The sequence below is a fragment of the Neomegalonema perideroedes DSM 15528 genome, from assembly GCF_000374145.1.
GTDB classification, from domain to species: domain Bacteria; phylum Pseudomonadota; class Alphaproteobacteria; order Rhodobacterales; family Rhodobacteraceae; genus Neomegalonema; species Neomegalonema perideroedes.
Genome location: NZ_KB893653.1, coordinates 508,676 through 524,889, shown reverse-complemented (window position 1 = coordinate 524,889; position 16,214 = coordinate 508,676). Strand labels below are relative to the sequence as shown.

At 65.0% G+C, this 16,214-nt stretch carries 14 protein-coding genes and 1 tRNA gene; 7 read left to right on the top strand and 8 right to left on the bottom strand.

All coding sequences use genetic code 11. The annotated features are described in order from the left end of the window. Window positions 1-9: 9 nt before the first annotated feature. The 3 genes from alaS to B161_RS16365 all read left to right on the top strand — a co-directional run bounded on the left by alaS (window position 10) and on the right by B161_RS16365 (window position 4,162). Entirely contained in the window at window positions 10-2,667 is a 2,658-nt protein-coding gene (gene alaS / locus B161_RS0102535; protein ID WP_018631785.1) for an alanine--tRNA ligase, read from the top strand. A gap of 158 nt (window positions 2,668-2,825) precedes the next feature. Further along, window positions 2,826-3,644, top strand: coding sequence for an alpha/beta fold hydrolase (locus tag B161_RS0102530; RefSeq protein ID WP_018631784.1), 819 nt, complete (start codon window positions 2,826-2,828; stop codon window positions 3,642-3,644). Window positions 3,645-3,751: 107 nt separating this feature from the next. Further along, entirely contained in the window at window positions 3,752-4,162 is a 411-nt protein-coding gene (locus B161_RS16365) for a thiol-disulfide oxidoreductase DCC family protein (protein ID WP_157755508.1), read from the top strand. Between the two features lie 35 nt (window positions 4,163-4,197). Here the strand turns inward: B161_RS16365 and B161_RS0102520 are convergent, their stop codons facing one another. Continuing rightward, window positions 4,198-5,235 (bottom strand): threonine aldolase family protein, encoded by a 1,038-nt coding sequence (locus B161_RS0102520; RefSeq protein ID WP_018631782.1) that lies wholly within the window; start codon window positions 5,233-5,235, stop codon window positions 4,198-4,200. Between the two features lie 234 nt (window positions 5,236-5,469). Between B161_RS0102520 and B161_RS0102515 the strand changes: the two genes are divergently transcribed. The 4 genes from B161_RS0102515 (at window position 5,470) to B161_RS0102500 (ending at window position 9,964) form a co-directional block, all read left to right on the top strand. Beyond that, window positions 5,470-5,559: transfer RNA gene (locus B161_RS0102515), tRNA-Ser, on the top strand. 251 nt (window positions 5,560-5,810) lie between these two features. Continuing rightward, window positions 5,811-9,269, top strand: coding sequence for a class I SAM-dependent DNA methyltransferase (locus B161_RS0102510; protein ID WP_018631781.1), 3,459 nt, complete (start codon window positions 5,811-5,813; stop codon window positions 9,267-9,269). A gap of 58 nt (window positions 9,270-9,327) precedes the next feature. Continuing rightward, entirely contained in the window at window positions 9,328-9,681 is a 354-nt protein-coding gene (locus B161_RS0102505; protein ID WP_018631780.1) for a type II toxin-antitoxin system RelE/ParE family toxin, read from the top strand. Continuing rightward, the gene (locus B161_RS0102500) at window positions 9,674-9,964 is read left to right on the top strand and encodes a helix-turn-helix domain-containing protein (protein ID WP_018631779.1); all 291 of its coding nucleotides are present in this window, start codon (window positions 9,674-9,676) and stop codon (window positions 9,962-9,964) included. The genes B161_RS0102505 and B161_RS0102500 overlap by 8 nt, the downstream gene beginning before the upstream one ends. An 11-nt stretch (window positions 9,965-9,975) precedes the next feature. Here the strand turns inward: B161_RS0102500 and B161_RS18505 are convergent, their stop codons facing one another. From B161_RS18505 to B161_RS0102465, 7 genes are all read right to left on the bottom strand, one after another. Next, window positions 9,976-10,383 carry a hypothetical protein gene (locus B161_RS18505; protein ID WP_157755507.1) on the bottom strand — a complete coding sequence of 136 codons (408 nt, stop codon included), beginning with the start codon at window positions 10,381-10,383 and terminating at the stop codon, window positions 9,976-9,978. Window positions 10,384-10,715: 332 nt separating this feature from the next. Further along, window positions 10,716-11,099 (bottom strand): hypothetical protein, encoded by a 384-nt coding sequence (locus B161_RS0102490; RefSeq protein WP_018631777.1) that lies wholly within the window; start codon window positions 11,097-11,099, stop codon window positions 10,716-10,718. After that, window positions 11,092-12,873, bottom strand: coding sequence for a DUF927 domain-containing protein (locus B161_RS16355; RefSeq protein ID WP_169338262.1), 1,782 nt, complete (start codon window positions 12,871-12,873; stop codon window positions 11,092-11,094). The genes B161_RS0102490 and B161_RS16355 overlap by 8 nt, the downstream gene beginning before the upstream one ends. Further along, window positions 12,866-13,756, bottom strand: coding sequence for a DUF7146 domain-containing protein (locus B161_RS0102480; RefSeq protein WP_018631775.1), 891 nt, complete (start codon window positions 13,754-13,756; stop codon window positions 12,866-12,868). The genes B161_RS16355 and B161_RS0102480 overlap by 8 nt, the downstream gene beginning before the upstream one ends. Further along, window positions 13,743-13,982, bottom strand: a complete 240-nt coding sequence (locus B161_RS0102475) for a helix-turn-helix domain-containing protein (RefSeq protein ID WP_018631774.1) — start codon at window positions 13,980-13,982, stop codon at window positions 13,743-13,745. Before B161_RS0102475 ends, B161_RS0102480 begins: the two co-directional genes overlap by 14 nt. A 106-nt stretch (window positions 13,983-14,088) precedes the next feature. Further along, complete coding sequence (locus tag B161_RS0102470) at window positions 14,089-14,967, bottom strand: hypothetical protein (RefSeq protein ID WP_018631773.1); 879 nt, start codon at window positions 14,965-14,967, stop codon at window positions 14,089-14,091. Next, window positions 14,951-16,147, bottom strand: a complete 1,197-nt coding sequence (locus B161_RS0102465) for a hypothetical protein (protein WP_018631772.1) — start codon at window positions 16,145-16,147, stop codon at window positions 14,951-14,953. Before B161_RS0102465 ends, B161_RS0102470 begins: the two co-directional genes overlap by 17 nt. Window positions 16,148-16,214 lie beyond the last annotated feature (67 nt).

Genomic DNA, 16,214 nt, shown 5'->3' with positions numbered 1-16,214 from the left:
CCTTGAGCTATGGCCAGCCTCAACGACGTTCGGCGAAGCTTTCTCGATTTCTTCGTGAAGAACGGCCATCAGGAGGTCGCGTCCAGCCCGCTCGTGCCGCGCAACGACCCCACCCTGATGTTCACCAACGCCGGAATGGTGCAATTCAAGAACGTCTTCACGGGTCTTGAGGAATTGCCCTACGAACGCGCCGTCACGAGCCAGAAATGCGTCCGCGCGGGCGGCAAGCATAACGACCTCGACAATGTGGGCTACACCGCCCGGCATCACACCTTCTTCGAGATGCTCGGCAATTTCTCCTTCGGCGACTACTTCAAGGAGCGGGCGATTCCGCTGGCTTGGGAATTGGTCACCAAGGAATTCGGCCTGCCCAAGGATAAGCTCCTCGTCACGGTCTATCACGACGACGACGCGGCGGCCGATCTCTGGAAGAAGGTCGCGGGCCTGCCCGACGAGCGCATCATCCGCATCGCCACTTCGGACAACTTCTGGTCGATGGGCCCGACCGGGCCTTGCGGCCCCTGCTCGGAGATCTTCTTCGACCATGGCCCGCATATCCCCGGCGGCCCTCCGGGCTCGCCCGACGAGGACGGCGATCGCTTCATCGAGATCTGGAATCTCGTGTTCATGCAGTTCGAGCAGCAGGCCGACGGCTCGCGGCTGAACCTGCCCAGCCCCTCCATCGACACCGGCATGGGTCTGGAGCGCGTGGGCGCCGTGCTTCAGGGCAAGCACGACAATTACGACACCGACCTTATGCGCAGCCTGATCCTCGCCAGCGCCGAGGCCACCGGCGGCGATCCCGACGGACAGGGCAAATTCCACCATCGCGTCATCGCGGACCATCTGCGCGCGACGAGCTTCCTCATCGCCGACGGCGTGACGCCCTCCAACGAAGGGCGCGGCTACGTGCTGCGCCGGATCATGCGCCGCGCCATGCGCCACGCCCATATGCTGGGCGCGCAGGATCCGGTGATGTGGCGTCTGGTGCCCGCTCTGACGCGTCAGATGGGCGACCACTTCCCCGAACTCATCCGCGCCAAACCGCTGATCGAGGAGACGCTCAAGCTGGAGGAGCAGCGCTTCCAGAAGACTCTGGACCGCGGCCTGCGCCTGCTCGACGACGAATTGGCGAAGCTCGGCGAGGGCCAGCCCCTTTCCGGCGAGGCGGCCTTCAAGCTTTACGACACTTACGGCTTCCCCCTCGATCTGACTCAAGACGCCCTCCGCGAGAAGGGCCGCAGCGTCGATCTGAAGGGCTTCGAATCCGCCATGGCCGAGCAGAAGACCAAAGCCCGCGCGGCTTGGGCGGGCTCGGGCGAGGCCGCCGACGAATCGGTCTGGTTCGACCTCAAGGACCAGCACGGCGCGACGGAGTTCCTCGGCTATGAGACCGAGATCGCCGAAGGCCAGATCCTCGCGCTGCTCGACGCCAAGGGCGCTCAGGTCGCGAGCCTCAAGGCGGGCGAGACCGGAAGCGTGGTGCTGAACCAAACGCCCTTTTACGCCGAAATGGGCGGTCAGGAGGCCGATCACGGCGTCCTCTCCACCGAGGGCGGCAAGCTGAAGATCTCGGGCGTGGCGAAGAAGGCGGGCGGCGTCTTCGCCCATCTCGGCGAAGTGGCCTCCGGCGAAATCCGCGTCGGACAGGCCGCGCGGCTTGAGCTGGATCACGAACGGCGCGGCAAGATCCGCTCCAATCACACCGCGACCCATTTCCTCCATGAGGCCCTCCGCGAGCAGCTCGGGGATCATGTGGCGCAAAAGGGCTCGCTCGTGGCGGCCGACCGCTTCCGCTTCGACTTCTCGCATCCCAAGGCCATGACCACCGACGACCTCACGGCCGTGGAGCAGGCGGTGAACGCCTATATCCGCCAGAACGACGTCGTGACCACCCGCGTCATGACTCCCGACGAGGCCGTGGCCGAGGGCGCCCGCGCGCTCTTCGGCGAGAAATACGGCGACGAAGTGCGCGTGGTTTCGGTCGGGCGCAAGGCGGGCGGCGGGATCTACTCCATCGAGCTGTGCGGCGGCGTGCATGTGGGCCGGGCGGGCGAGATCGGCGCCTTCAAGATCGTCTCCGAGGGCGCGACGGCGGCGGGCGTGCGCCGCGTCGAGGCCCTGAGCGGCGCGGCGGCTCTGGAGCATCTGGAGGTTCAGGACCGGCGCCTCAAGGCGGCGGCGGCCCTGCTCAAGGCTCAGCCGGGCCAGCTCGTCGAGCGGCTGGAGGCGCTGCTCGAAGAGCGCAAGGCCCTTCAGGCCGAAGCCGCCGATCTCAAGAAGAAGCTCGCCCTCGCGGGTTCGGGCGGCGGCTCCGCGCCGGAGGCTGAAGAAATCGCCGGGGTGAAGCTGGCGACGCGGCTGCTCTCGGGCGTCTCGGGCAAGGAGCTGCGCAGCATCCTCGACGAGCAAAAGGCGCAGCTCGGCTCCGGCGTGGTGGCGCTCATCGCCGAGGAGGGCGGAAAGCCCACCGTGGCCGTCGGCGTGACGCAGGATCTGACCGCGAAGATCTCGGCGGTGGATCTGGTGCGCGCGGCGGTGGCGGCGCTCGGCGGCAAGGGCGGCGGCGGACGTCCCGACGCGGCTCAGGGCGGCGGCGAAGACGCGGCCCTCGCGCCCGAGGCCTTCGCGGCGGTCAAAGCCAAATTGGCCGAACTGGCGGGCTGAGGGGGCGTCATCTCCTTGGAAATTCAGGGGCGTCCTCCAAGGAGGGCGCCCTTCTACTTTAAGAGGAGTCTTCCGCGCCGCTCTCCCTGAAACCCCCTGCCTTTCAGCGAGGATTTCGTGTATCTTCGCGGAAAGAAAATTTCTGGGAGGGTCTGAATATGGCGCGCGTGAAGGCCAGGGACGGCGCGAAGCTTTACGTTAAGACCTGGGGCGAGGGCCGCCCGGTCGTGCTGATCCATGGTTGGCCGCTCTCTTCGGACACCTGGGACGATCTGGCCCTGACCCTCGCGGAGGCGGGCCATAAGGTCGTCGCTTATGATCGGCGCGGCTTCGGGCGCTCGGATCAGCCTTGGTCCGGCTATGACTACGACACGTTTTCAGACGACCTCGCGGCGGTGCTGGAGGCGACCGATTCCGAGAAGCACGCCACGCTCGTCGGCTTCTCCATGGGCGGCGGCGAGATCGCCCGCTATATGTCGCGGCATAAGGGGCGGGGCGTCGACAAGGCCGTGCTGATCGGCTCGGTGGCGCCCGGCCTGCTCAAGACCGAGGATCGCCCCGAAGGCGTCCCGCAGGAGGTCTTCGAGGGGATGATCGCCGGAATCCGGGCCGACCGTCCGAAATTCTTCGCCGAATTCGCGAAAGCCTTCTACGGCTTCGGCAAGACCTCGGTCAGCGAGGAGGTTCTGCGCTGGACCTTCAACATGGCCATGCAGGCGGGTCTGCGCGGCACGGTGGAATGCGTCAAAGCCTTCGGGACGACCGATTTCCGGCCCGATCTCGCGGCCTTCAAGGTTCCGACCCTCGTGATTCATGGCGACGACGATCAGATCGTGCCCATCGAGATCTCCGGCCGCGCCGCCGCCAAGGGGATCAAGGGCGCGGAGCTGCATGAAATCAAAGGCGGGCCGCATGGATTGCTCGCCAGCCATAAGGACGAGATCGCTCAGACCCTCTCCGCTTTCCTGAAAGGGTGATCCGTGGGGAGATGGCTCAAATTCAAGATAAATCGCGCTGGCGAGGGGCCTGCGGCTCGGGAAGACTGAGGCGGGCCTTCAAGACCAGAGGCGCCGGGGAGGAGATCATGGTTGAATCGACGGTCGGAGAGGGGGCGGAACGGCGCCTGACGGTGTATTACGACGGCGCCTGTCCCATCTGCACCACCGAGGTGCGGTTTTATCGCGCTCAGGCGGGCGGCGAGGAGATCGATTGGATCAATCTTCAATTCGCCTCCGAAGAGGATCTGAAAGGGCTGGAGAAAGATAAGGCCCTCAGCCGCCTGCATGTCCGGGACGAACAAGGCGAGATCCTCGAAGGCGTCCCGGCCTTCGCCGGGCTGATGGAGCGCCTGCCGCGGCTCGCATGGCTGGGCCGGGCGATGAACGCCCCGCCGCTCTCTTGGATCATGCGCGGGCTTTACGCGGTTTTCCTGCGGATCAGGCCCTTGCTTCAGAGACTCGCCCGGCTGGTCGGAATCAAGCCCGAAACGCCCTGACCTCTTTGAGGATCGCCGCTTCGCTGGAGAAGGCTCTAGCCCCGCGCCGCCGCGAGGAAGGCCGCGACCTCCGCCTCTTGAGCGGCGAAGGAGGCCACCAGCCGAATCGTGACCTCGGGCGAATCCGGCGCCTCTTCGGCCCAGAGGTAATAGCGCGCGCCCGCCGCCTGAAGCCGCTCATGAGTCGCGCGCGGCAGCGTGACGAAGATCATATTGCCCCGGACCTCGCCGAGAACCTGCGTCTCCGGCAGAGCCCTCAGCCCCTCGGCCAGCAGCGCCGCCATGGCGTTGGCCCGCGCCGCCAGACGCAGCCAAAGCCCGCCCTCCAGCCAAGCCAGCATCTGCGCCGAGACGAAGCGCTGCTTCGAGAGCAGATGACCCGCCCTTTTGCGCCGATAGGCCATGTTCTCGGCTAGAGCCGGATCGAAGACCACCAGAGCCTCCGCCGCCAGACAGCCGTTTTTCGTGGCGCCGAAGGAGAGCAGATCGACGCCCGCCCTCCATGAGGCTTCGGCGGGCGAGACGTTCAGCGCGGCCAGAGCATTGGCGAAACGCGCGCCGTCGAGATGGACCTTGAGTCCGCCTTCATGGGCGATGCGGGCGACCTCGGCGATCTCCCCGGGCCGCCAGAGCCCGCCCCATTCCGTGAGGTTGGAGAGGGTCAGCCCCGCCGGACGGTTCTGATGGACGCCATGGCTTTGAGCGGCCAGCAAGGCCCGCGCGAGGGCCTCCGGATCGATCTTGCCTTGCGGCCCCGGCAGAGGCGCGAGCCTGCCGCCTCCGGCGAAGGCTTCAGGAGCGCCGCATTCGTCCATGATCACATGCGCGGTCTCATGGGCGTAGGTCAGGCCCCAAGGGGGCGTCATGGCGGAGAAGGCGAGGCTGTTGGCCGCCGTGCCCGTGACCACCGGAAAGACGGCGCAAGGGCGCTCGAAGATCTCTGCGAGCCGCGCCTCCAGACGGGCGGTGAGGGCGTCCTCGCCATAGCTGAGGTCATGGCCTTGGTTCGCCTCGGCCAGAGCCGCGAGGATCTCGGGCGCGGCGCCTGCGGTGTTGTCGCTTTTGAAGAACATGGCTCGCCTCCTGAAGTCCCCGCCTGTGGGACCGCCTGCGCTCGTCGGCGCGGCTTTGGCCGACGCCGTCGGCTGTGGTGGTAGGCTGTTTCTCGTCGGCGCGCCAGATCCTGCGGGGCCTCGGCCTCAGGTTCCTCTCGCCGCGACGGCCTGCGAGCTTCGGAGGCTGGAAGGCGCTTGCAATCGGCGCGCGGATCTGGCATTGGAGCGCGGCCTTGATAGGCTCGACCCCGCGGAGAGGTGGCGGAGTGGTCGATCGCGCCGGTCTCGAAAACCGGAATACCCGCAAGGGTATCGTGGGTTCGAATCCCACCCTCTCCGCCATATATTCCAATAAGTTATTGTTTTTATTGGGAAAAATAGATTTGAGAAAAATCATTCCCACATATATTCCCACATTCTGCGGGGGATTGTTGGGCGGTTTTTCTCGCTCCTCCCCTAGATTCGCAGCCCCTCCGCAACGCTCATGATGGAGCCTCCGCGCCTTCTCAGGCCCTGCGCCCCAAAGACTAGAGACGGCGCCGCCGAAATATGGGAGACGAGGGCGGGGGCGTTGCATGCGGGGGAGTCTGTAAGTGTCCGTTGACGACGAGAATGCGCAGGCGGCGAAGTTCATCAAGCGTTGGGCGGCTTCAAGCGCCAGCGAACGGGCGAATTATCAGAGCTTCCTGATCGAACTCGCCGCGCTTCTGGGCGCGCCGCCCCATGATCCCGCCAACGGCCTTAAAGATGATTACGTCTTTGAAAAGCGGGTGACCTTCCATCACGCGGGCGGCGCCACCTCTTCGGGCTTCATAGACCTCTATAAGCGCGGCTGCTTCGTCTTGGAGGCGAAGCAAAGCGCCAAACCTGAGAAGCCCGCCGATCTCCCTCAACTGCCCTTGCTCGCTCCGAAGTCCGGCCCCAAGTCCGGCAAAGTGGCGCGCACCTCCTCAAGCTTCGACGCGGCCATGTGGAAGGCCCGCGCCCAAGCCGAGAAATATGCGAAGGCCTTGCCCAAGAATCACGGCTGGCCGCCCTTCATCATCGCAGTCGATATCGGGCATATCATCGACGTTTACGCGGATTTCTCTCTGATCGGGAAGAACTACGCGCCTTTCCCCGATCCTCAAAGCTATCGCATCAAGCTGGAGGATCTGCTCAATCCCGAGATCCGCGCCCGCCTTCTGGCGATCTGGACGGATCCCCTCTCTCTGGACCGCAGCCGCGAAGCCGCCCGCGTGACGCGGGAGATCGCCACGCATCTCTCCCTTCTCGCCGTGAGTCTGGAGAAGGACGGCCATCCTTCCGAGGTCGTGGCGCGCTTCCTGATGCGTTGCCTCTTCACGATGTTCGCCGAAGACGTGAAGCTTTTGCCGAAGGACAGCTTCAAGGAGCTGCTGCGCGCCGCGCGCGGAGTGCCTGAGAGCTTCCCGCCTCTCGTCACGGAGCTTTGGCAGAAGATGGACGGAGGCGGCTTCTCGACCAGTCTTCGCAAGCAGGTCAGCCGCTTCAACGGCTTTCTCTTCAAGGAGACGCAGGCTCTTCCCTTGCGCTCCGAACAGCTCGGCTTGCTGATCGGGGCGGCGGAGGCCGATTGGAGCCAGGTCGAGCCTGCGATTTTCGGAACCCTTCTGGAGCGCGCCCTCGCCGCCAAGGAGCGCCATAAGCTCGGCGCCCATTACACGCCCCGGCCCTATGTCGAGCGGCTTGTGCGTCCCGTCCTCATCGATCCTTTGCGCGAAGATTGGATGACCGCCAAGGGCGCCGCCCTCGCTCTGGCGGAGAAGGACGAGATCGAGGAGGCCCGCAAGGTCGTTCAGGATTTCCACAAGCGCCTTTGCGCTCTGAAGGTGCTGGATCCCGCCTGCGGCTCCGGCAACTTCCTTTATGTGGCGCTGGAGGAGATGAAGCGCCTCGAAGGCGAAGTGAACGAATTGCGGGCGCAATTGCGGGATGCGGATTTCGGCCTCTCCGGCGAGACGGTCAGCCCCGAGCAATTCCTTGGTCTGGAGGTCAATCCATGGGCGGCGGCGGTCGCGGAGCTTGTGCTCTGGATCGGCTCGCTTCAGCAGCATTTCCGGCTTTTCAAGGACGCCAAGCCTTCGGAGCCGATCCTCCGGGATTTCCGCAACGTCGAAACCCGCGACGCCGTTCTGGCCTCGACCGGAAAGCCCGTCCCGCGCCTTGACGACAAGGGCCAGCCCGTCACCCGTTGGGACGGCGTGAGCCTGATCCTCAATCCGAGCACGGGCGCCGAGATTCCCGATCCCGCCGCGCGGGTTCCGGTGCTGGATTACAAGGCCCCGCGCGCCGCCTCATGGCCGAAAGCGGATGTGGTGATCGGCAACCCGCCTTTCATCGGGGCGAGCCGGATGCGCGAGGCTCTGGGCGACGGCTATACGGAGGCCCTGCGCAAGGCTTGGCCGGATATGCCGGGATCCGCCGATTTCGTCATGTTCTGGTGGAACAAAGCGGCGCAGCTCGCGCAGGCCGGATTGATCGCGCGTTTCGGCTTCGTCGCCACCAACAGCCTGCGCCAGACCTTCAACCGCCGCGTTCTGGAGCCTTTCCTGAACGACCAGAAGCGGCCTTTAACGCTGATCTATGCGATTCCGGATCATCCTTGGGTGGATTCGACAGGGGGCGCCGCCGTGCGCATCTCCATGACCGCCGCCGAGCGGGGAAGCCGGGATGGGCTTTTGCTGACTGTCATGTCTGAAGGCGAGACGGAGGTCGAAGACAGCGGAATCGCGGTGACGCTCGCCGAGCAGCGTGGCAAGATCTTCGCCAATCTTCAGATCGGGGCGGATCTGACCAACATCCTTCTTTTGTGTGCGAATGAGGCTCTCTCTTCGCCGGGCGTCAAGCTGCATGGCGCGGGCTTCATCGTCACGCCCAACGCCGCAAAATCCTTGGGTCTTGGGCGAGTTCCAGGACTTGAGGCCCATATCCGCCCCTATCTGAACGGCATGGATTTCACGCGACTTTCGCGCGGCGTCATGGTGATCGATCTATTCGGCCTCACGGCGAAAGAGGTTCAGATCAAATTTCCCGAGGTCTATCAGCATATTCTGGATCATGTGAAGCCGGAGCGGGATGCGAATCGCGATAAAGGCATTCGCGAAAACTGGTGGGCTTTCGGCGGGCCTCGCAGAGAAATGCGGACCGCGCTTCGAGGTCTGCCCCGCTATATCGCCACAGTGGAGACGGCGAAGCACCGGGTTTTTCAATTCCTCGACGCGCAGATTTTGCCTGACAACAGATTGATCGCCATCGCGCTCGACAGCGCGGAGCATCTGGCGATTCTCTCCAGCCGCATTCATGTCCTCTGGGCGCTCAAGACGGGCGGAACATTGGAGGATCGACCCGTTTACACAAAATCCCAATGTTTCGATCCCTTCCCCTTCCCGCCGCTCGCTGAAAACCATCGGGCGCGCCTCGCCGAGCTTGGCGAGCAATTGGACGCTCATCGGAAGGCTCGGCAGAAGCTGCATCCTAAGCTGACGCTGACGGAGATGTATAATGTGCTCGCCGCCCTGCGCGCCGGAGAGCTGATCGAGGGCAAGGCGAAAACCATTTACGATCAGGGCCTGATCGGGATTTTGCGTCAGATTCATGATGAAATCGACGCCGCGACCGCCGCCGCCTATGGCTGGCCTGCGGATCTGGCGGAGCCGGAGATCCTCAAGCGCCTTGTGGCCTTGAACCACGCCCGCGCCGATGAAGAGGCGCGCGGCCAAGTCCTTTGGCTGAGGCCGAAATATCAGAATCCCTCCGGCGGAGACGCCGCCCGCAAAACCGGAGAAATGGATCTTGTGAGGCCTCAGACGGGCGGAGCGGCGAAAAAGACGCCTTGGCCTGCGGAGATGCTGGAGCAGATGAAGGCGGTTCGGGCCGTCTTGCAGGCCGCCCCCGAACCGCTCAAGGCGGAGACGATCACAGCGCATTTCCAGCGCGTCAAAGCGGAGAAGGTGCAAGAGACGCTCAAGGCGCTCGTGGGCTTCGCTCAAGCTCATGCGCTGGAGGATGGGCGTTTCGCCCCCATCTCATGATTCCGTTTTCTGATTCTGGCGGCTTGCTCTGAACTCCGCCAATGGCGTAGAATGAGGCATGGTTGGAGTCGCGCTGCATACCGTCGTCGAAACGGGGGAATTCATCCGCGCCGCCAAGGCGGCGGGCGTTTCCGAGGAGGAGCGCGCGCGGATCGTCGGGCTTTTCGCGGCGGATCCGGCCTTGGGCGTCGCGCTTGGCGGCGGCCTGTTCAAGGCGCGGATCCCTCGACCGGACGGCGGGAAAAGCGGCGGATATCGCACGATCCATTTTTTCCGCTCGCCGGATCTCCCGGTTTTCCTCATCACGATTTACGCCAAGAACGCGAAAGCGGCTCTGACCAAAGCCGAGCAGAACGCCTTAAGCGCCGCCGCTTCGCGGATCGGCCTGACCTATGGAGGCTCCGATGGGTGAAGTTTTCGAGAGCGTGATGCGCGGCCTCACTGAAGTCGAGGCGCATCTGGGCGGGAAGAAGGTTCCGGATCTCAAGGCGCATATCCCCGCCGCCTTCGACGTGGCGCGCATCCGCGCCGCAACCGGGTTGACCCAGCGGGAATTCGCGGAGCGGATCGGCGTCTCCCGGCGCACGCTGGAGAATTGGGAGCAGGGGCGCCGCGTTCCTCAAGGCCCGGCGCGGGCCTTGCTCCGCCTGATCGACGCCGATCCGGAGGCCATGCTGAAGAGGCTCGCGGCCTGAGGCGGGGGCTTTCAGAGGCTCCATCCGAATTTTTCGATGGTGAGGCGGTCCAGCTCTTCGCGGAGGCGGGCCTCCTCCTCCTTCATCCGCTCATAGGTCGCGAGGCGCATGCGTTTCGGGCGCTCGGGGAAGGGCCATGCGAGGCTGATTTCGCCGCCCAGCTTGCGCCGGAGGCTCTGGATCCGCGTCAGCTTCCGCTCCATCCGGTCGGCATACTGGCTCTCATAGGTCACGCCCCCATGACAGGCGCGACAAAGGAAGCGCTCCGATCCCCAGAGCGTGCGTTTGCGCGCCCCGCAGCCGGGACAGAGCATCCAGATCCGCCGCCCGCCGTAATGCGGCTCTGTGAAGGCGAGCGAAACCCGCTCGCAGACGCTCCGCCATTCGCCCCCGTTGCGCCGCGTCCGGTAGATCAGCATCAGATGATCCGGATAACTCTCTATGACGATATCCCCCTCTTTGCGACCTCCGCGCGTCCAGATCAGGCTTTGACGCCAATGAGGCCTGAGAAAGCCCAGAGCCTTCAGCCGGGAGAGATCCAGCCGCAAAAAATGATCCTCACGCGGCGCATCGCGTCCGCCGCCTGAATTCCATCCGCCCATGGGGGCCTCCAAGTTTCTCGAAATCATCAGGCGCAAACCGGGTTGATCGGTGGAAAGCCCCTTCCGGATTTTTCCTCGAAACCTGCAGCCGCGCGCGCGACGGGGAGGCGCGGTCTTCGCCGCCTCCGCCCCATCCTTAATCCGCCCCCCTATGGGGGGAGCCACTCCTCAGCGGCGCGCCGCTCCGCCTCCGCGCGGGAAAGGCCCGCCTCATATTCGAGGATCGCCGCCCGCTCCTCGAAGGCGCAGAAAGCTTCATCATCAAGGATCCGGCGCAGGGCCGCCGCCTCGCGTGAGAACGTGAGAAACGTGAGATCATCAGCAGATGGTTGATTTTTCTGAGATTTATCCTCACAAACCCCCGGATCCGGCTTCCCGCCGAAAATGTGAGAATGTGAGACGGCGCCGGGCGGAAACGTGAGCGCCTTTTCCTGAGAGATCAGCGCCTTGGGCGGCGTCTCACCTTTCTCACGCGCCTCACGCGGCTTTTCACCAAAGGCCGCAAGCAGCCGCGCCTTGAGATTTTCAGCCATGATCCGGCCCCTCCTCTCTCAGCCGCAGCACATGGACGCGCATGCTTTGCCCCTCCGCGCCGATGTAAATCGATTGCGCCGCCAGAGCCTCGCCCTCCGTCCGGAGGATCCCCGCCGCCTTGAGGGCTTGAAGCATGAGCTTCGGATCATGGCCCGCCGCTAAGACCCGCTTGAAGCTGGAGGCGGGAACCAGATATTCGCGGGCGCCCTCCGGTCCCGGACGCCAGAAGCCCAGACGCTCGATCACCCGCTCGCCCGAAACCTCCGCCGATTGAAAGCGGCTCGCGCCATGGGCTTCGAGGAAGCTCCGCACCTGCTCGACCGCCGCCCGCGCTTCGGCGGATCCATCCCCGCCGCGCTCCTCCAGCCAGACCCGAAGGCAGAGATCCGCCGCCCGGAGCGCCTCGCCCGAAGGCCAAGGCAAGATCCCCGCCTCCCGCGCCAGCTCGCCCGCAGCCCCGATCAGAGCGAAGCGCCGCGCCGCCCGGCCAGCTTGACCCGCCGTTTTCTCAGAGGTCGCGCGCCGCAGGAATTCGGCCATGAAGGCCTTCGCCGCCTCCCGCACCTCCTCCCGGCGCGAGGCGATCCACAAGACGAAAGCAGGCCCGGCCCATCCGCGATGACGCCGCGCGGCCTCCTTCAGCGCCTTGGAGAAATCCCCCGGCGCCCGGCCCTCCGGCAAGCGCTCGAAGATCCCGAGGCCCGCCCCCGCATCCGCAGGGAGGTCCAGAAAGCGCAGCTCCTGACCCGCCCGCGCCCGCTTGCCCGCGCCCGCCTCCGCGATCTTGTCGGAAAGCGAAAGCTCTCCGGTCGAGAGGAAGAGCAGCCGCCAGCGCGCCACGGCCCGCGCCGATCCCGAGCGCGAGGCCCGGCCCTTGCCGATACCGTTGCCCAGCATATAGGCCGCCTCGCCCGCCGCGCGGGGGTCGCATTCTCCGAGTTCGTCAAGGCAGAGCAGTCCGTCGTTATGGGCGAGCGCCACGCCCTCCAAAGCGTTGGAGGTCGCGCGCCATGAGCGGACATAGCCCGGCTCGCCGCCGCCCCAGAGGCTCGCCGCCACGTTGAGCGCGGTCGTCTTGCCGAGCGAGGAGCCTCCGCGCAGATGGACCCCGCCGCCCTCCTCCTCCAGAAGCGCCAGCAGCGGCGCGGCGAAGCCCATGCAGAGCGAGAGCGCCAGCCGAGAATTTCCGGCGCAAGGCGCGGCGATCTCCTCGCGCCAGCCCTCCAAAGACCCCGCCGCCCGGAAGGCGTGCTCGAAATCTCCGGGCGGCTGGAAGGCGATCCGCTCGCCCTGCGGCGCCCCGATCACCTGATCCGGCAAGACATAGGCTCCGCCATGCCAGCCGAGGCGCTCGACCTTGCGCAGCCGCGCGGCGGGACGAGCCTGCATGATGCAGTTCAGCAGATCGGAGCGCGCGGTGGACTGGATCGGCGTCTCATACCCGCCCGAGGCCAGCAGGGCGAGCAGTTCCGCCCCGCGTCCGGCGCCGATCTCCGCCATGGCGAGCGGGATCTCATGGCGCCGCCCGTCGCGATCCCTGAAACCGACCAGCCGGGACCAGCCGCGCCCTTCGCCGTCGCGCAGATCGGCCAGCACCTCCAGAGGAGGTGCGAAGAGGCGCCATTGCAGTTCGTCCCCGACCTTCTGGCGCTTCTGAACGCCCGCCTCCGTGAGACGATAAGGCCACGCCTCCGGATTCAGCAGCCCGTCGGGACGGGCGGGCCTGAAGCTCTGCGCCTCCTCCAGAGCGGCGCGGATCAGATCCTCAGCCATGCCCGCCTCCATCCGCCAAGGCCGCCAGATCGGCGAAATCCCGCCCTTCGCCCGGATCAGCCAGCCGCACCCGCCAGCCCAAACCCACCGCGCGATGCGCCAAAGCCGCGCCCGCCGCCCTTCCGGGCGCGTCCCCGTCAAGACCGATCAGCAGCGCCCCCGCTTGATGAGGGAGGCGCAGGCCCTTCATCCCCGAAGTCGAAAGCGCCGCCCAGAGAGCGGCCTCCGGCTCCAGCGCCCGCCCGAGGGCCAGCGCCGTCTCGATCCCCTCAGCCACAGCGAGCAACCCGGATCCGCCCTCGCGCAGCCGCACGGCGCCGCCCCGCGCCGGACCCAGCATCGCCTTTTGCGGCGAGGCTCCGATCTTCGCGGGCGCGCCCTGAGGATCGAGCCAAGTCCGATGCAAGGCGAAGCCCTCTGCGCCCTCGATCCGCGCCAGCAGAGCGGGCGCGAAGCAGCCGGAGGGATGCTTCAGGCGGGAATGATGGCGCAGATTGCGCGACAATGGTCCGAGGACGCCGCGCTTGCGGAGATAGGCCTCAGCCTGAGTTTCGGAGATCGGCAAGCTCTCCGCCCAGATCCGCGCCGCCCAATCGCCGCAGCGGCTCCGCTCCTCCCGCCTCCGGGCCTCCTCTTCGCGGCGCCGGGTCTGCGCTTCGGGATCGGGGCGGACTTCGCCCGAGATCAAACCTTGCGCTTTGAGCGCCGCCAGCACCGCCGCGAAATCGCACCCGGCGAAGCAATTCAGCAAAAGCCGCCCGTCTCCGGCTTCGCGAAGGGAGAGACTGGGCGAGCGGTCCTCATGGGCGGGACAGCAGGCGAGGCCCGATCCGCCCGACCAACGCCCCCCGAGCGCCTTAGTCAAAGCCTCAGCCCTCGACATGGCGCGGCTCCTCGATCTGGGCGGCCTCGCAGGCCTCCAGCCACTCCCGCAGGGCGGCCATGGAGATCAGGCGGCGCTTGCCGAGCTTGAAGCTCCGCAACCGCCGCGCCGAAAGGGCGGCGTAAAGCGTGGTGCGCCCCACGCCCGCCAGACGCGCCGCCTCGGCGGGGGAAACCGCAAGGGGCGCAAGGGATTGGTCAGATTTCAGGTTGAATTCGTTCGTCATGGCGTCCTCACGCTTGGTTGAATGCCAGCGCATGGGACGACGAAGCAGGCGGACGGAAAAAGGAGACGGAAAATGGTTTTCCGCCCTCTTTTCCGTCCGCCTGAGATCAGGCTATGGAGGCGAGTTTCCTGAGGTGATCTTTAAGCGTTGAGATCGCAGGAATTTCAGATGCGGGATTCACCTCGCTCCAAGCCTCTTGAATTGCACGAATGCAAGCGTTCGTCCCTTTCGGCCAAGAACCTTGCTCCTGCAAATGGCGGATCACGCGCCCCGTTTCCACCGATTTTCCGGGGCGCCCCCGATCCCGAAGCTCCGAAGAGAACCTCGCAATCTCCGGGAAGGCCTCCGCCAAAGCGGCGATGCGCAGACGAAGGCCGTCTTCAGTCAACTGGAGGGCTTCTGCGCAAGGGATCAGCCGATAACCCAGAGACAGTCTCAAGCCGGGCGAAGCCTCTCTCTGGAGCGTGAACACGGCGCCGACGGAGGGGCGAGGCCGTGAGGTGATCGCCTGATCCAAGAACACGAAGTCATCAGGAGTTTTCAGCCGCAAAGCCAAAAAGGCCGTTCCCGAAGCGCCGCCCCGCGAGAATCCGCCCAAACGCCAAAGATGATCCGAAATTTTCGAGAAAGAAGCCCCGCCCTCCTCCCCTTCGGTCAGAGCCTCTCGCAGCGCCCGCGCGAAACCGTCGCGTTCCAAACGGAAGGCGGCGAGGCTCTCCGGATCGCGTTCGACGAAGCCCTCGATCCCGCAGAGGATTCCAGTTCGCCCATTCCTGACCTCAACCAAGGCGGCTTCGCCTTCCCCGCATTCGTCGCAAATCGTCGAATAAACGAGGTTATCCTCCGTCAGGAAGCCCGCCTGAATCAGATTCTCGAAATCATCAGCCGCAGCCCCGCTTCTTCGTGGAAAGCGGGAGGCCTCGCCTTCCAGCAGACGGAGCAGGATGCGCAGAGCGCCGCGCCTTGGATTAGCCCGATTGAGCATAGAGGCCCCAACGCTCCATCAGTTCCCGCGCCAATTCCTGCTCTTCCTCGCGCAAATCGCGCAGGTTGGTGAGATTGGGCGTTTTTAACTTCAGCACTGGCTCACGCGCTCTGGCCCCTTCCTCTGAGGGTCGAAGAACAAGGCGCAGGTTCGCCGCCCGCACCTGAGAAATCCGCTCCTCCGGATCGCCGCCAAGCAGATTTTTCAGGTGCCTGTGGAAAGCGCCCTCCACAGGTTCGGCTCGCCCTTCCAGCGTCGTTTTCATCGCTTCAGCGTCTGACATGATGAAAGAGAGCGCCTCCAGCGACACGCGTTCAACGCCGTCCTCCGCCTTCAGAGGGAAATGCGTCATCGTCATGAGGCGATCTAGATTCAATCTGCGGGGAAGACGGGAAGCGCGCCCCACCTCAGGCCCCAGAACGTCGCAGAAAGCCCGGCTGATCTCTTCACGAAGGTCTCTTCCGCCTTTGGCGCAAACTTCGAGATCGCCCGTCGCAGGATTGAAGACGATGCAGGCCTCGACGACAGGGCGGCGCGTCTGTGAGGTGAGTTCGTCCTTCTCATCGAAAGCGGTTTCCCGGCGCGCGAAATCCTCCTGATGGATCGTAATCTGAAGCGCTTCCTCTTCTTTGCGGAGCCGGGCGAACCATTCGACCTTGCAGCGGCGGCGTCCGTCGCGTCGCGCCCTCAGGATTTTTTCGACGCGCAGGCGGAAACGCTCCTGAAGAGCTTTATCCGTGATCCACTCCCGAGAAGTAGCGACGCCTGAGAGCAGGAAACCGCTCCAGTCTTTGCCGTGATAAAGGCGTTCAGCATAGAAAATCGCATGCGCCGTCTCGAAGGCCTTTCGGCTCCGTGCGATCAGGTGCAGAGCGCAGCCGCGCGGATCCTCTTGCTCGTTAAAGAAGGCCTGCGTCTCCTGATCAAGAAGATAAAGACCACGCATGCAATTCAGGCCCTTGGCGTCGCGCATCTGTTCGATCAGATCGCAATCGCTGTAGATCAGCGCCGCCAGTTCCTCCGGCGCTTGATCGATCTTCTCCATCAATTGCTCAAGTGCCGCACGCGAGAGGGCTTCGCCGTCAAGCGTTGCGGCGATCTCCGGCGCCACGCTCTCGAAATAGACCTTGAGGGCTTGAGGCGGCGCGTTGCGCAGCGTGCTGCGTATGTCCTTGGCCATAAACGCGGCTCCGAATCATAGTTAAAATCCGTGAATCGCCGTGCAGGTTCGTCCTTATGCGCGCGTT

Bases quoted from the DNA above. Each gene is read 5' to 3' on its own strand.
- B161_RS0102505 (WP_018631780.1), top strand. From the start codon at position 9,328: ATGGTTGGAGTCGCGCTGCATACCGTCGTCGAAACGGGGGAATTCATC.
- B161_RS16355 (WP_169338262.1), bottom strand. From the start codon at position 12,873: ATGGCTGAGGATCTGATCCGCGCCGCTCTGGAGGAGGCGCAGAGCTTC.
- B161_RS0102480 (WP_018631775.1), bottom strand. From the start codon at position 13,756: ATGTCGAGGGCTGAGGCTTTGACTAAGGCGCTCGGGGGGCGTTGGTCG.
- B161_RS0102500 (WP_018631779.1), top strand. From the start codon at position 9,674: ATGGGTGAAGTTTTCGAGAGCGTGATGCGCGGCCTCACTGAAGTCGAG.
- B161_RS0102520 (WP_018631782.1), bottom strand. From the start codon at position 5,235: ATGTTCTTCAAAAGCGACAACACCGCAGGCGCCGCGCCCGAGATCCTC.
- B161_RS0102475 (WP_018631774.1), bottom strand. From the start codon at position 13,982: ATGACGAACGAATTCAACCTGAAATCTGACCAATCCCTTGCGCCCCTT.
- B161_RS0102530 (WP_018631784.1), top strand. From the start codon at position 2,826: ATGGCGCGCGTGAAGGCCAGGGACGGCGCGAAGCTTTACGTTAAGACC.
- B161_RS0102490 (WP_018631777.1), bottom strand. From the start codon at position 11,099: ATGGCTGAAAATCTCAAGGCGCGGCTGCTTGCGGCCTTTGGTGAAAAG.
- B161_RS16365 (WP_157755508.1), top strand. From the start codon at position 3,752: ATGGTTGAATCGACGGTCGGAGAGGGGGCGGAACGGCGCCTGACGGTG.
- B161_RS0102465 (WP_018631772.1), bottom strand. From the start codon at position 16,147: ATGGCCAAGGACATACGCAGCACGCTGCGCAACGCGCCGCCTCAAGCC.
- alaS (WP_018631785.1), top strand. From the start codon at position 10: ATGGCCAGCCTCAACGACGTTCGGCGAAGCTTTCTCGATTTCTTCGTG.
- B161_RS18505 (WP_157755507.1), bottom strand. From the start codon at position 10,383: ATGCTGATCTACCGGACGCGGCGCAACGGGGGCGAATGGCGGAGCGTC.
- B161_RS0102470 (WP_018631773.1), bottom strand. From the start codon at position 14,967: ATGCTCAATCGGGCTAATCCAAGGCGCGGCGCTCTGCGCATCCTGCTC.